Source organism: Streptomyces sp. NPDC029152, assembly GCF_055564355.1.
The window spans coordinates 1-13,327 of record NZ_JBVHWR010000035.1 but is presented as its reverse complement, the minus strand read 5'-3'; the positions used below and the strand labels follow the sequence as shown (position 1 = coordinate 13,327).

At 68.9% G+C, this 13,327-nt stretch carries 14 protein-coding genes and 3 pseudogenes; 6 read left to right on the top strand and 11 right to left on the bottom strand.

Features of this window, described 5'->3' with window-relative positions:
- Positions 1-54 precede the first annotated feature (54 nt).
- Positions 55-1,401 (top strand): IS4 family transposase, encoded by a 1,347-nt coding sequence (locus ACZ4V6_RS35145; protein ID WP_467835140.1) that lies wholly within the window; start codon positions 55-57, stop codon positions 1,399-1,401.
- Between the two features lie 19 nt (positions 1,402-1,420).
- Here ACZ4V6_RS35145 and ACZ4V6_RS35140 read toward each other — a convergent pair.
- Positions 1,421-2,371: pseudogene (locus tag ACZ4V6_RS35140) on the bottom strand (ISAzo13 family transposase); the annotation flags it as partial.
- 113 nt (positions 2,372-2,484) lie between these two features.
- Between ACZ4V6_RS35140 and ACZ4V6_RS35135 the strand changes: the two are divergent.
- Entirely contained in the window at positions 2,485-2,796 is a 312-nt protein-coding gene (locus ACZ4V6_RS35135; protein ID WP_467835138.1) for a ribosomal protein L7/L12, read from the top strand.
- A 195-nt stretch (positions 2,797-2,991) separates the two neighbouring features.
- Here the strand turns inward: ACZ4V6_RS35135 and ACZ4V6_RS35130 are convergent, their stop codons facing one another.
- The 9 genes and pseudogenes from ACZ4V6_RS35130 to ACZ4V6_RS35090 all read right to left on the bottom strand — a co-directional run bounded on the left by ACZ4V6_RS35130 (position 2,992) and on the right by ACZ4V6_RS35090 (position 10,068).
- Positions 2,992-3,252, bottom strand: a complete 261-nt coding sequence (locus ACZ4V6_RS35130; RefSeq protein WP_467835137.1) for a hypothetical protein — start codon at positions 3,250-3,252, stop codon at positions 2,992-2,994.
- Positions 3,249-3,545 (bottom strand): DUF6247 family protein, encoded by a 297-nt coding sequence (locus tag ACZ4V6_RS35125; protein WP_467835134.1) that lies wholly within the window; start codon positions 3,543-3,545, stop codon positions 3,249-3,251. The genes ACZ4V6_RS35130 and ACZ4V6_RS35125 overlap by 4 nt, the downstream gene beginning before the upstream one ends.
- A gap of 200 nt (positions 3,546-3,745) precedes the next feature.
- A pseudogene (locus ACZ4V6_RS35120) lies at positions 3,746-3,973 on the bottom strand (DUF1877 family protein); the annotation flags it as partial.
- A gap of 20 nt (positions 3,974-3,993) precedes the next feature.
- Positions 3,994-4,175: pseudogene (locus ACZ4V6_RS35115) on the bottom strand (IS5/IS1182 family transposase); the annotation flags it as partial.
- 14 nt (positions 4,176-4,189) lie between these two features.
- Positions 4,190-5,668 (bottom strand): glycosyltransferase family 39 protein, encoded by a 1,479-nt coding sequence (locus tag ACZ4V6_RS35110; protein WP_467835132.1) that lies wholly within the window; start codon positions 5,666-5,668, stop codon positions 4,190-4,192.
- 61 nt (positions 5,669-5,729) lie between these two features.
- A protein-coding gene (locus ACZ4V6_RS35105; RefSeq protein WP_467835131.1) for an IS3 family transposase occupies positions 5,730-6,940 on the bottom strand; the annotation gives its coding sequence in 2 pieces (ribosomal slippage) (positions 5,730-6,643 and positions 6,643-6,940; 1,212 coding nt in all).
- Between the two features lie 526 nt (positions 6,941-7,466).
- Positions 7,467-8,843, bottom strand: a complete 1,377-nt coding sequence (locus ACZ4V6_RS35100; RefSeq protein WP_467835128.1) for an IS30 family transposase — start codon at positions 8,841-8,843, stop codon at positions 7,467-7,469.
- A gap of 148 nt (positions 8,844-8,991) precedes the next feature.
- Positions 8,992-9,621 carry an SMI1/KNR4 family protein gene (locus ACZ4V6_RS35095; RefSeq protein WP_467835126.1) on the bottom strand — a complete coding sequence of 210 codons (630 nt, stop codon included), beginning with the start codon at positions 9,619-9,621 and terminating at the stop codon, positions 8,992-8,994.
- Between the two features lie 75 nt (positions 9,622-9,696).
- Positions 9,697-10,068 (bottom strand): hypothetical protein, encoded by a 372-nt coding sequence (locus ACZ4V6_RS35090; RefSeq protein ID WP_467835124.1) that lies wholly within the window; start codon positions 10,066-10,068, stop codon positions 9,697-9,699.
- A gap of 4 nt (positions 10,069-10,072) precedes the next feature.
- On the opposite strand from ACZ4V6_RS35090, the gene ACZ4V6_RS35085 reads away from it, so the two are divergent.
- The 3 genes from ACZ4V6_RS35085 to ACZ4V6_RS35075 all read left to right on the top strand — a co-directional run bounded on the left by ACZ4V6_RS35085 (position 10,073) and on the right by ACZ4V6_RS35075 (position 11,532).
- Positions 10,073-10,522, top strand: a complete 450-nt coding sequence (locus ACZ4V6_RS35085) for a GNAT family N-acetyltransferase (RefSeq protein ID WP_467835122.1) — start codon at positions 10,073-10,075, stop codon at positions 10,520-10,522.
- A gap of 260 nt (positions 10,523-10,782) precedes the next feature.
- Positions 10,783-11,241, top strand: a complete 459-nt coding sequence (locus tag ACZ4V6_RS35080) for a hypothetical protein (protein ID WP_467835120.1) — start codon at positions 10,783-10,785, stop codon at positions 11,239-11,241.
- A gap of 162 nt (positions 11,242-11,403) precedes the next feature.
- Entirely contained in the window at positions 11,404-11,532 is a 129-nt protein-coding gene (locus tag ACZ4V6_RS35075; RefSeq protein ID WP_467835117.1) for a hypothetical protein, read from the top strand.
- A gap of 283 nt (positions 11,533-11,815) precedes the next feature.
- On the opposite strand, the gene ACZ4V6_RS35070 is transcribed toward ACZ4V6_RS35075, so the two are convergent.
- The gene (locus ACZ4V6_RS35070) at positions 11,816-12,181 is read right to left on the bottom strand and encodes a hypothetical protein (protein ID WP_467835116.1); all 366 of its coding nucleotides are present in this window, start codon (positions 12,179-12,181) and stop codon (positions 11,816-11,818) included.
- 428 nt (positions 12,182-12,609) lie between these two features.
- Between ACZ4V6_RS35070 and ACZ4V6_RS35065 the strand changes: the two genes are divergently transcribed.
- Entirely contained in the window at positions 12,610-13,236 is a 627-nt protein-coding gene (locus ACZ4V6_RS35065; protein ID WP_467835115.1) for a GNAT family N-acetyltransferase, read from the top strand.
- The last annotated feature ends 91 nt before the right edge of the window (positions 13,237-13,327 follow it).

The following is a 13,327-nucleotide window of genomic DNA, read 5'->3' as shown; positions in this document are numbered from 1 at the left end:
TGAAGATTCATCGAATTATGGTGACCGGCCGGTCGTTCGGCCGTTGTTCTCGGTGTGCATCCGTGGACTGGAGTATCGGAGCGAGTGCGGCTGGGAGTGGTCACGCAGTGGGTGACGCCCGAGCTGGTGGGCGAGGTCCTGGCGGAGTGCCGTAGACGGGACCGCAGGCCGGGCGCGCTGCCGGCCGGGTTCATGGTCTACTTCACGCTCGGGTTGGCGCTCTTCCATCAGGACTCCTACGACGATGTTGCCGAGCATGTGGTGGGCGGCATCCCGGAGTTGAGCGTGAGCATTCCACACAAGGCGTCGTTCACCCGGGCCCGGGAACGACTGGGGCCGGAGGTTCTGGAGCGGCTTTTCCACCGCCTGGCCGGCCCGCTGGCCCCGGCGGGACTGGCGGGCTCCTTCTATCGGGGGATGCGCCTGGCGGCGGTGGACGGGTTCCTGCTGGACGCGCCGGACAACGGTTCCAACCGGCGGGCCTTCGGCGGACCGAAGGACTCCAGCGGCAAGCCGGGAGGTTTTCCGCAGGTAAGAGTCGTGACACTGACCGAGACCGGCACGCACGCCTGCATCGACGCGCGGGTGGGCGGCTACAACAGCGGTGAACGCGATCCGGCCACGGCGATGGCCGCCTCGGCCGCCGGAATACTCGTGATCATGGACCGGGGCTTCCCCGGCGTGGAGCTGTGGAAGGCGTATACCGGTGCCGGCGCCCATCTGCTGCTGCGGGCCCGATCATGTGTCGCCCGCCGCCCGGTGCGGCACCTGCCCGACGGCACCTACCTGGCCCGGATGAACCTCGCAGGCCAGAAGGGCGCCCATCCCGGCGGTGTGCTGGTCCGCGTGATCGAGTACCGCGTCGACGGCGGCGAGGTGGTCCGGCTGCTGACCGACCTCCTCGACCAAGATGCCTACCCCGCACAGGAATTGGCGGCTTTGTATCACGAGCGCTGGGAAGCGGAATCCGCCTACCGGCAGATCAAGACCTTCCAGCGCGGCCGCCAGGAAGTCCTGCGCTCGGCCGACCCGCAACTGGTGCGCCAGGAAGTGTGGGCACACCTGATCGTGCACCACTGCCTGAACCGCATCATCATGCGGCTCGCCGACGGCCACGGCATCGACCCGGACCGCATCTCGTTCGTCAAAGTCCTCAAACACGCCCGCCGCAGCGTGGTCCGCCAACGTACCGACACCCCGACGAAAATCCGGAAGTTCCTGACCTCGCTGGCCGCGAAGGTCCGCCGGAAACTCGACAACGGCGCCCGTCGGTTGCGGGAAGCGGACCGGTTCCTCAAACGCCCCAACTCGCTCTACTCCTACCGGCCGAAGGACCAGCCACGAGCCCCGGCCCGCCGCGTACCGGTCAAGAACATCACCCTGCACACCACAACAGTTTAATAGTCAAACAACGGCATTGTGTTCCGGGAGGCAGGTGACAAACGGTGATCGCCAGGCCGGCCTCGGCGGCGAAGCGGGCGAGTTCGGTCTTCCAGGTGCGGGTGCGATACCCGTTGGAGCCGCCCGCGTCGGCGGTGATCAACAGCCGGCCGGCCATCGGGTAGGTGGCCCGTCCGGCTCCGTTCCACCAGCGGCGGATGGATTCGACGGCGAACGCGGCGGTGTCGTGGTCGGTGCCCACGTTGACCCAGCCGGTGTTCGCGGCGACGTCGTAGATGCCGTAGGGCACCGCTCTGCCCAGCTCACGGTCGGGGAAGTCGTGGGTGTCGACCCGCACCGGTTCGCCCCGTGGTTCCCATTCACGGCCGTTGTTCTTGAAGGGACCGACCAGTTCCTTCTTCTTCGTGTCCACGCTGATCACCGGAGCCCCGCCGTCCTGGTGGTCGCGGGCCTGTTCGTTGAGGTAGTGGAACTGTGCGTCCCGGTCGGGGTGCTGCTTGCCTTCCAAAGTCTTGGCGTTGCTCTGCAGGCTGAAGCCCTCCTCGCGCAGCAGGTCGCCCACCGTGTCCGCACAGATCCGGTGTCCCTGGCGGGTCAACTGTTCGGCGAGCTTGCGGGTCGATTTGGTGGTCCAGCGCAGCGGCGACATCGGGTCCCCGCGGACGTCGGGCTCGACCAGCGTGAGCAGTGCCTCCCGAACGGCTGGGTTCTGGTCGACGACGCGTTTGCGACCGGCACCGGGCCGGCGGACGCGTCCCAACGGAGCTTGGCCGGAGTCGAGTTCCCGCACTCCGATGGAAACGGTGGCCTCGCGGACTCCAGCGGCGCGGGCGACTGCTCTGATCCCGCCGTGGCCGAGCGCCTGGGCCTCCGCCCCTATCAGCAGGCGACGCTGCCGCTCGTCGAGATGCGGCAGAATCGCCTCGAACTTGGCTGCCAGCACGGCCCGTTGTCCTTCCAACCCGCTCATGCCAGACCAACGAACCACCGAGCGGAAAGCCACGAGTTAATGATCTGCACGCCCTTACTACCGGGATAGCTTGGGGTAGCCGGGGAGGGTGTGTGGAAGAGCCAGGTTTCCGTGTGCTGCTGACAGAGGCAGGTGACCGGAAGGCGGAGGCGGTTCGTGCGATCCGGACGATCACCAGTCTCAGTCTCTGGAACAGCAAAGCCCTGCTCGACAGCGCGCCGGTAACGGTCACGGAACCCAACTGGCTCGAAGTCGCAGACGAGGCGGCCGGGGTCCTTGAGCGCGCGGGCGCCCGCGCGACGGTGGTGTGCGACTGGTGCGACCGCACCATCACGCGGGGGGCTGGCCCCATCGACCCGGCCCCCTGCAAGGGGCCATGGCCTGGCGATGCCTGCCGGGCAAGTTGCCCACCGGCCGCGCTTTGAGGATCAGCCAGTTCAGGCGGCCTGGTGAGTGTCTGGGGCGGTGACGGGTTCGGGGATGGCTTGAGCACGGGTCTCCCCGCCCGCCGGTTGGTCTTGGCCTTCTTGGTTTGGTTGAGAACCCTGTTCAGCACTCGCAGCGGGAGAACCACGCCCGGCTGCCCCAAGACCCGCGGACCGGGCGGCTGTACCGGGGGGCTACCCGATCCAGACGACGTCCAGAACGGACAGGTGCCGGGTGAGCCGGTTGATCACATAGACGACGGACAGATGACCGACGGAAGCGGCGCGGACATCCTCCCCCTCTGCGTCGCCCGTGTTCCACTGGGGCCAGTCCCATGGTGAGCGCACCGCGATGTCGAGGACATCGCGGACGGTCTCCTTCGCGTGTTCGGGAAGCGCGGTGAGCGTCTTCGCAGCCTGCGGCGACAAGCGTACGGTCCAGGACTGGTCGGTCACCGGCGAGCACCCAGGACGTCGTCCAGGTCCACGAAGCCGTTCTCATCACGGCCGGAGTCCATGTAGGCATCGACAGCCGGGGCCGCGGCAAGACGCAGCTGCCAGGTGCGGACGACGTCGTGCAGCGGCGTAAGGCTGAAGGTGTGACGGGAGTCCTCCAAGGCCTTGGCCCAGTCCCGCTCAAAGGCCGACACCCAGGTATCGGCACGACGAGAGTCGCGCAGCTGGGCATGCAGCTGGGCGGCGGCGGCCGGAGCCGGCGGGGCGGGAACTTCCTCGGATTGCGCGCTCATCCACACCTCCTGACAGTCGTGTTGCCACCGTACGCCCCGTGCGAAGCGACGGGAGCGGCCATGGCTGTTTTCCCTTGTGCAAGCGATGCCCGGCAAGAACCGCGGCGCGTCACCAGGTGTGGACGCTCACGTAATTCCTCAGGCGGAAGTTCACGTAATTCCCCAGCTGGTGACGTAAGCCGACAATGAGGCGGTCTGTGTCAGTCCCACCAGAGCACGACGAGAAGCTGCCGTTGGGATGCGCCCCGGTAGAACTCGCGCATGGCGCTGAAGTGCCCCAGCAGGTACTTCTTCGGGCCCCCGACGATCTTGTCTGCGCCGTTGTCGATCAAGGTTGCGGCCTCGGCTTCGTCTGTCGGGAGGGCGGCCAGGAGGGCCGGAAAGTCAATCTCCCCGAGCAGTTCCGCAACGCGAGCCACTTGAGCCGCTGAGAGGGCCGTGAACCGTCCCGGGTTCGGTAGGGACTCCGGGGCGGTTCAATGAGTGCCGCGAGGTGGAGTCCGGTCCGGTAGCGGACGGCGAGTTTATCGCAGCGGGTCACGACGGCACGGAATTGCTTGAGCCAGGTCGAAACAGCGTTCGACTACGTTTCGGGCCTTGTAATAGATCACGGTCGAAGGCCAGTGGTCTGCTTGCTGTCGGCATCACTGGAGTGTCGTAGACCTGTGCCTGGCGGAGTCGCACGAGCGACGTTGGTACACCGTGACCTTGCGGCCGTGACCTTTTGATTCTGTGCATCGAACGAACTGGTCGGCGAGGACTTGCCGTTTGACTCGGTCGCGGTCTGTCGTGGGGGTGGACACCTGATCGTCGCTGACAACGATGATGCGGTCCGCGGCCAGCATGACATCTGCAATCTCCCGCGGTGACTTCTCCCGTCCGTACAGGGTGCCCGAAGCATACGGATCTTGGGCCAGGGCAACGTCTCTGGTATCGGTGAACGCGGTCGGCGAGACAAGGGCGGTGTCGCGACGCGCTGCGGGTATGTACAGCACCGCGTCTCCCGACCCACGGGCGGCCGCAACGTCGTGGGCCGTGAACAGGACGTCATCAATGCGGCTGCTCGCGCTGCGCATCGATATCTGAACGGGAAGCAGGCCGGCGAAGGTGATGACCAGGACTGCTGCGCCGATGCGCTGGGGCGATGTCCGAAAACACTTCGCCAGTCCCTGGCAGGCTCCCCCGATGAGCAGCGCGAGTCCTAGGTAACTGAAGAGGACGTAGCGAGTCTGGTAGACGGGCTGAGCGAATGACACCGCCAGGAGAAGGAGCGGCGGAAGGCCGAGGAGCGGCAGGGCGACGACGGTGAGTGTCGGTTGTGGGCCATGAGCAGCGCGGTCAGCCGTCTCGGATCGAGCAGCCCTTGCGCACGCCAGCCCTGCGAACAGGGTCAGGAGAAGGCTGAGGAGGGTACTCGGCTTGACCGGAGGTATCCAGGCGATCTGCTGGGATTGCGTCTGGCTCGCGACGATGAGGGGCGAAGCGCACAGCAGCACGGTGCACGCGGTGACCGCCCAGCGTCGAGCAATGGTGCTTGCCGGTCTCGCCATGACGATGGTGACCGCATGTGCGGTCAGCATCAGCAGCGAGAACCAGTTGAGCAGCGCCGCTGCCAGCGCAACGGCGCCGTACGCCGTCCAACGGCCTGGGGTCGGATCGTCAATCGACACGACGAGCAGCCAAGTGGCCAGGGCCACGCAGAGCATGACCAGTGCATACGGGCGTCCCTCTTGAGCGTACTGCTGAACGGCGGGGATGAGCGCGAAGGACAGACCGGCCGCAAGTCCCGCATATCGGCCGGCCAGGCGAGACCCCAGGAGGACGATCACCGCAGCGGTGCACGTGGTGGCTACGACGGAAGGCAGGCGTAGCGTGTAGAGACTGTCTCCGAAGACCTGGAAGACGCCGTGCATGAACAGGTAGTAGAGACCGTGAACGACGTCGATCTGCCCCAGCATGTCCTTGAGCTGGGGCACGGTCCGGTGGACCGCCGCCCACGTCGCCGCCTCATCACGCCACATGCTGTTCTCGCGGGTGATCCCCCAAAGACCGAGGGCCAGCGTCAGGGCTGACACGCACAGCACGTGAAGGCGCGGTTGCGGCACGGCGGAACTCGAAGGCATGGGGAACTCCAGGAAACGGGCATCAACACGCCGGGGCCTTGACCCCGGATCTTGCACATGTCTATGCGGCTCGTGGCAGGGTAGTTGATGTTGAGTGGAAGGTGTTCTCGTAGGCGATCGGGGATCGCTGTCCGAGACGGGAATGCCGGCGTCGGGTGTTGTAGCGCGACAGCCAGCGGAAGGCGTCGAGTCGGGCCTCGCGCTCGTTTGGCCAGCCCTTTCGCCCCTTCAGCGTCTCTCTTTTGAGGGTCGCGTTGAATGACTCGGCCGCTGCGTTGTCGGCGCTGGATCCGACCGCGCTCATGCTCTGCCGCACCCCCGCTGACCTGCAGGCTTCGGCGAATGCCCGACTCGTGTACTGGGCCCCGTGATCGGTGTGCATCACGGCTCCGGTGAGACTGCCGCGGGTCCGGATCGCGGCGGCGAGGGCGTCGGTGACGAGTTCGGTGCCCATGTGGTCGGCGATCGCCCAGCCGGCCAGACGCCTGGAGCAGAGATCGATGACGGTTGCGAGGTAGCAGAACTTCCCGCCGCCGATGGGCAGGTAGGTGATGTCGCCGACGTACTTCGTGTTCGGGGCCTCGGCAGTGAAGTCCCGGCCGATCAGGTCCGGGGCCTTCGCTGCGGCCGGGTCCGGGACGGTGGTGCGGTGCCGGCGCCGCAGGCGGACTCCCTCGATCCCGATGGTCCGCATGATCCGGGCGATGCGCTTGTGGTTGACCACCGGCCCGTCCCCGTCTCGAAGTTCGGCGGTGATCCTCGGGGCACCGTAGGTGCCGTCGGAGTCCTGATGGGCTTTGCGTATCCGGGCGGCGAGCCGTTCGTCGGCGGCCTGGCGGGCCGCCCTGGCGGGAGCGGTGCGGCGCCAGTAGTAGAAACTTGAGCGGGCGATGCCCAGGATGTCGCAGAGCCGCTTGACGCCGAACCGGCGCTGGTGATCTTCAACGAACTGGCAGCGGTTCACCAGCGCGTCTCCCCGGCGAAATACCGGGCCGCCTTGCGAAGAATATCCCGCTCCTCCTCCAGCTCTCGGATCCTCTTCCGCGCCGCGGCCAGCTCCGCCTGGACCACGTCACCGCCGGGCTGCGGTGTCGTCGCGGGGGCGGAGTGGGCACCGGAGCGGCGCCCGTCGGCGGCCCGGATCCAGTTCCGCAGCGTCTCGGTGTTCACTCCGAGGTCGGCGGCGACCGACTTGATCGTCGCTCCCGGACGCGACTGGTACAGCGGGACCGCGTCGGCCTTGAACTCGGCGGGGTAGTGCTTCATCCCCACAGGGACTCCGTTCTCCTGGACCATCAAGATCCAAGTCTCTCCGGTGTCCAAGATCCGGGGTCAGGGCCCGCCCGGCCCCGGCCCCGCGCTCTGGACACCCTGTCCCGGGCGCGGGGCCGCCCGCCGACACCGCCGCTCCGCTGTCCCGGCGCGCGCGCCGTCACCGCCCGCGACCCCTGGAAGAGGCGTCACCGTGCTCGAGCGCACCCTGACCATGCCCGGCAGCACCGACCAGTTCATGCTCACCGAGCGCCCCGCCCCACCACCCCGTGCCGCCCCCCGGGCTCGACGGGATGTCCGACGGCGTGGGGCCGCCGACGTTGTCCACGGACACGCCCGCGTGCGCTGTCCGCTCTCAGACGTCAGCAAGCACAGGAGAAGACCGTGCCGCAACCCCGCCGAGAGTCCGCACCCAGTGCACGCACCCCCCTCCGGCTCGGACAGCACGGGATCCACCTGTTGGGCGACGCTGAAAATGCCGACGAGTCCGGCGCTGAAGGTGCCGATGGTGGAAGACAGCCCGGACTCAACCGGTCGTCGCAACACCGGGGTCTTGAGTCGATAGTAAGTGTTCGTTGAGGGCTTCCGCGGGTGTCTTCCAGCCGAGGGTCTTGCGGGGTCTGCTGTTGAGGGCGTGAGCGACAGCCTGAAGGTCGTCGGGGTCCCATCGGGACAGGTCGGTGCCCTTGGGGAAGTACTGCCGCAGCAGTCCGTTGGTGTTCTCGTTCGTGCCTCGCTGCCAGGGACTGTGCGGGTCAGCGAAGTAGACCTGCAGCCCTGTGTCGATGCGGAGTTGGGCATGCTGGGCTAGCTCCTTGCCGCGGTCCCAGGTCAGCGAGCGGCGCAACTGCTCGGGCAGCGTGGTGATCGTGGCGGCGATCGCGTCCCTGACGGCCTCGGCGCCCAGGCCGGCCAGCGCCGGTCCGTTCTTCGTCCGGGGCTCGACGCCGAAGCCTTCCATCCGGGGCAGGTGCAGCAGCATGGTGAACCTGGTCGTGCGCTCCACCAGCGTGCCGATCGCGGACTTGCCGGTGCCGATGATGAGGTCGCCTTCCCAGTGCCCCGGAACCGCGCGGTCCTCGGCCTCGGCCGGCCGCTGGGTGATCATCACCTCGGGTGTGACGTGCCCACTCGCCCGCCGCCGGGAACGGGCCCGGGGAACCCGCAGCGCCCGCCCCGTGCGCAGGCAGGCGACCAGCTCGCGTTTGAGCGCCCCGCGCCCCTGGATGTAGAGGGCCTGGTAGATCGCCTCGTGCGAGATGCGCATGGACTCATCATCGGGGAAGTCGGCCCTGAGCCGGTTCGCGATCTGCTCGGGACTCCACGACAGCGCCCACCGGCGGTCCTGACGCCGGGGCTTGTTGCGTCCCTTCCACCGTGATGCCTGCGGCCCCGCGACCGGTGTTCCGTCCGGACGGCAGACCTCACCGGCGAGCCGTTCCTGCACGTAGTCGCGCAGCCGCTCGTTGGCGACCAGTTTCGGCGTCTTCGGACGCCGCGCCATCAGCTCCGCCTTCCACTGCGCGATCGAAGCCCGGTAGCTGAGCTGCCCGCCACGCGTGGCCACGTTGCGCCGCAGTTCCCGTGAGACGGTCGACGGGTCTCTGCCCAGCCGGCGCGCGATCTCGCGCACGCCTTCGCCCTGGGCGTCGAGCAGCGCGATCTCTTCGCGTTCGGTGAAGGACAGGTACCGGCCCGAGAGCGGGCTGAGCTGGATCGGCGGCATGCCGCCACGCTCACGGAACCACCGCGAGCCCACCACCGGGGATACGCCGCACGAGACCGCCGCGTCCTCGCTGCCCACCCCCTCAGCAATCTTCACCCAGAACGCCCGCTCCACATCCCGACGGACCGGAGGCCGGCCCGGCGAACGCATCGCCGGACGCCCCGTCAACGTCGTCATCCAACCCGGTGGTCTTCCCATACGACACCTCCGTGATCAAGGTGTTGCGACGACCGGTTGAATCCGCCCAGGATCGCCCCGCTGGAGTGGTCCCAGCGGGGCGATTGTCGGCGAGGTGTCGCGGTCGTCGGCAAGGTGTCGGGAGGGCTCAGTCGAACTCCATACCGCAGTATGGGTTGGGTTCACCTGTGTAGGGATCGATGCCGGACTCCCAGCGTCGTTGTTCCTCGCGCCAGTGGAGGAAATGCGGAGTGGACTCTCCCCAAAGGGAGGCGTCGCTGAGCGGGCACTCGTCGAAGCCCTTGCTGAACAGACGCCGGAGGAACTCCGTCATTCCGCAGTCGTAGACCTTCCAGTGGGGCCAGCCGTGCCGTTCCCAGACGATCACGGGCCACTTGTTGGGGTCGTCGTCGACGGTGAGCCAGCCGAGGATGTCGGCTCCGCAGCTGACACCCCATGCAAGGACGTGGGCAGGGCCGGCAACAACCCCGTCCGGCCCTCCTTCGGACTCCCATATCTGCCGCATGATGATCGTCTCGCCGGCCATGCTTCCGAATCCGGGGCCGTCCGGCGGCTCTGTGCTCGCTTCGGGCGTGAGGACGCTCAGCGCGTCGTCGATGCCTCCAGCTCCGTATGTGCTCATGAAGGCGATGTAGTCGGAGGGGAAAGCGACTCCCCAAGCCCGTCGCATCGCATCCCAGTCCACCTGCTCATCGGTGCCGTCTTGTGGCGACATCACCGCCGTGAGTGTGGCGAGAACAGTTGTTGCAGATGGCATGTCTCCTCCAGCGCTGTGCATCGTGGGATGCAAGCTATCCGGCGCCACCGACATCGACTTTCGAGGGGTGGAAGTTCAGTCGAGGACTTCGGTGACGGCGGACTGCGCGGCTTTCTCGTCGACGAGGGATTTGCCGGCGGCGAACGTGGCGACGAGGGATTGCAGGCAGAGGTTGTTGACCGCCCGGGGGAAGCCGCGCGAGGTGGTGTGGATCAGCGTGACCGCGTCGTCGGTGAACAGCTGGTCGCTGCGGCCGGCCAGGCCGAGATGGTGCTTGATGTAGCTGGCGGTCTCGGTGGAGGTCATGCCGGGCATCGTGTAACGCAAGGCGGTCCGTTGTTCGAGGGCGGCCAGGACAGCGAGTTTCATGGTCCGTCGCAGGGTCGGCTGGCCGACCAGCAGGCAGGACAGGGGCGAGTCCTGGTCCATGGCCGTGTTGGTCAGCATCCGGATGTTCCCGGATTGGACCTCCGAGCACCCCCTGGTCCAGAGCGAGCCGGACCTGTCCGCTCTGCTCAGCCGCACCGCCCTCTGCATCTACGGTCTGGCCGTCACACCCCACCGCCGCCGGCAGGGCATCGCCCGCGTGCTGCTCACCGAGGCAGAGGACCGCGCCCGCCACACCGGGTACCGACTGGCCACCCTCCTGCACACACCCGAACTCGCCGGTTTCTACCGGCGACTGGGCTACACCACCGCCCAGCACGTCACGATCGCCATGCCCCACGCCGGTATGGGGCTGACCCAGCCCCCGCCGTACATGGCCGCCGTCAAGCCCCTGCACCCCGATGTGCAGGTGCGGCAGATGCCCGGCGCGCCGGGCCCGGTGGTGGCTGGTCTCCTGCCCGGCTGGGACCTGCCGCCAGGTGCCTGCTTCGACAACGGCCGTCCCACCGCCTGACCACGGCCACGCACACCGCCCGGCCCCGGCCCCGCGCTCTGGACACCCTGTCCCGGGCGCGGGGCCACCCGCCGTCACCGCCCCGCCCCGCAGTGCCCGGAGCGCCCCGGCCCTGCCCCGCCGCGCCGCCCCGCGCCCCGCCGCTCCGCGCCGCCGCGCCGCCGCTCTGGTGTGTGCCCGGCTGGGGGTTGCCCGGCTTGCTCTGCGCCCCCGCACCCTCTCTCCCGTCAACAGCCCCCCTGCCGATGGGAGACCCGACCGTGACGACCACCGCGATGCGCCCCCGCACCGTCACCGCCCGCATCACCACCCCCGCCCCGACTGCTGCCGTGGACGGGCCGGGCGTGTACACCGCCACCGTCTACATGAACACCGCCCCCCACAGCTTCGCCGGCTACCAGCCCCACCACCTGCTCGCCGCCGCCACCCACCCCGACGGCAGCCCCCTGCGCCTGGTCTTCCGCGCCAGCGACCGCATCCGCGACCCCGAGACCGCAGCCGATGCAGCCTTCGAGGTCGGCAACCGCCAGAGTGCGGACCACACCGGCCAGAGGTGGCCCGCCGACATCCGCTCCGTTTCCGTCGGCGACGTCATCAAGGTCACCGGCCCCGACCACTGGATCATCCACCTCAGTGTCGACCGCACCGGCTTCTCGCCCGTCCCCGAGCCTACCCACCTGACGCCCCTGGCCGGCACCCGCGCCTCCAGCCGCCACTGACCCCCAGGCCCGCCCGGGGCCCGCCCGGGCCGGGCGGGCAGCACCCGGCAGGCCCCGGCCCCACCCAGCCGACCCGCCCCTGGCCCAGTTCCCCAGGCCCCGCGCCCGCCCCCACGAGCGCGGGGCCGACACACTCCCCAGCCCCCTGGAAAGGCCCTGCCGATGATGTCCCACACCCGCCCACCCGCCCAGCGCCGCAACACCCGCATCAAGACCGCCGCCACGCTGGCCGCGCTCTGCGCCCTGACCTGCCTCGCGCTCACCGCGTCCCTCGGCCGCCTGCCCACCTGACCCACCACCCCCCGGCCCGGCCCCGCATCGCCGCCGACCGGCCCCGCGCCCACCCCCGGGGCGCGGGACCGACCCGCACCCCCCCCGGGGGGGACAGACGTCCCCGGTCCCTTCCGACGGTGCGGGGCCGGTGCCTCCCCCGGGTGTGGCACCGGCCGGGCCGCCGCCCAGCAGCGAGCCGCCCACCCGCACAGCGTCCAGCACGCGCAGCAGACGCCCCTTTCGGAAACCGCCGCCCCGGCCCGGCCCGCTCACCTCCGGCTCCAGCCAGGTCAGCCGGTGTTCAGCACGCGGACCACGCCTCACGGGGCAGCCAGTGCGGAAGGTCGTCCATCGCCTCACGCGGCACGAACACCGGCCGCGTCAACAGATGATCACCCGCCCGCTGCACATCGACCACCACACCCAACGACTCAGAACCCGGCACACCCGCGTCCATATAGACCAGCTCCGAGCGGGGCTCGCGTGCCTCGGCCCGGCCGAGCATCCACCGTTCCACCTCCGAAGGCACCCGCCCCACCAACGGCCTGCCGTCCGCCACCACTTGCGGCCCGCGCAAGGCGTCGACCACCACCCCCGCCAGCTGCTGACGCCGGTAGTACACACGCACGCCGAGCACCGGAAAATCACCCGCCACGACCTTGGACACGGCACCGTCCGCACCATCCTCCACCGTGGAGCGCTGAGACTCCGACGTGCAGGCCCGCACCGCCCCGGACACCGCAGCAGGACTCATCCCGAAACGCAAAGGCCCTACAGCCACCAACGGATCCAGCGCCCACCGAAGCCGCTCAACGTCCGGCCTCACGTCCCACCACTCGAACATGATCACGAACAGTACGCCAGCACCAGACCCCGCCCCCCCGGGGCACACCGCCACCCGCACACCGCCCCCGCCAGGCACACCCCCGCCCGCGCGCGGGCCCCCCTTCTTCCGTTTCGTCGACGAGCCGGTTGCGTCGCTAACCCCCCGCCACGCCACGGTCCTGCCACCGCCGAACCCCCCTGCCCCCGCCCGCCGGGATGCGGGATCCGGCCCCTTCCTTTCACTTCTCCCGGACCGAAAGGCACCCCCTCGTGACCACCCACACCCGCACGCCCGACATCACGATCCGCCCCGTACACGCCGACGAACTCGACACCTACTTCGCCCTCACCCTCCTGGTCGACCTGCACCTGCCCGCCGACCAGCTCCCCGCCCTGAAGAACACCATCAACACCGCCCTGCACGTCCAAAACGGCGGACCGTTCACCCACGGACTCAACCACTTCCTGTTCGCCACCACCCCCGACAACACCCCGGTCGCCGCCGTCCACGTCGGCCCGCCCCTGTGGATGCTCAACCCGCAGCTCCCCGCCCGCACCCGCGACACCCTCACCCGCCGGGCCAGCAACATCGACACCCTCGCCGTCCACCCCGACCACCGAGGCCAGGGCATCGCCAGCCGCCTCCTGCACCGCATCGAAACCGACTTCCGCAACGCCGGATACCGCGCCCTGACCCTGAGCCACGAACACAACAAAAAGCACTTCTTCACCGCCCGCGGCTACACCAGCCTGCCCCGCCTGGCCGTCGACGTCCCGCCCACCGGACTGATCACCCGGCACGACCCGGTCTGGAAGCACGCCATCAAACTCCTCACCCCCGCCGCCACCTTCACCCGCCAGCGCGGCCACACCACCCTCACCGGCCTCCTCGACTAGGGTCTGTTGCGAAAGTGGATCTTGTTCGTTGATGATCACGTCCTGTGGGACGTGGGGATCTGACGAATGGCCAGTGGGCCCGGCTTGAGCC

Bases quoted from the DNA above. Each gene is read 5' to 3' on its own strand.
- ACZ4V6_RS35085 (WP_467835122.1), top strand. From the start codon at position 10,073: ATGTTCCCGGATTGGACCTCCGAGCACCCCCTGGTCCAGAGCGAGCCG.
- ACZ4V6_RS35110 (WP_467835132.1), bottom strand. From the start codon at position 5,668: ATGCCTTCGAGTTCCGCCGTGCCGCAACCGCGCCTTCACGTGCTGTGC.
- ACZ4V6_RS35095 (WP_467835126.1), bottom strand. From the start codon at position 9,621: ATGCCATCTGCAACAACTGTTCTCGCCACACTCACGGCGGTGATGTCG.
- ACZ4V6_RS35100 (WP_467835128.1), bottom strand. From the start codon at position 8,843: ATGACGACGTTGACGGGGCGTCCGGCGATGCGTTCGCCGGGCCGGCCT.
- ACZ4V6_RS35075 (WP_467835117.1), top strand. From the start codon at position 11,404: ATGATGTCCCACACCCGCCCACCCGCCCAGCGCCGCAACACCCGCATC.
- ACZ4V6_RS35090 (WP_467835124.1), bottom strand. From the start codon at position 10,068: ATGCTGACCAACACGGCCATGGACCAGGACTCGCCCCTGTCCTGCCTG.
- ACZ4V6_RS35125 (WP_467835134.1), bottom strand. From the start codon at position 3,545: ATGAGCGCGCAATCCGAGGAAGTTCCCGCCCCGCCGGCTCCGGCCGCC.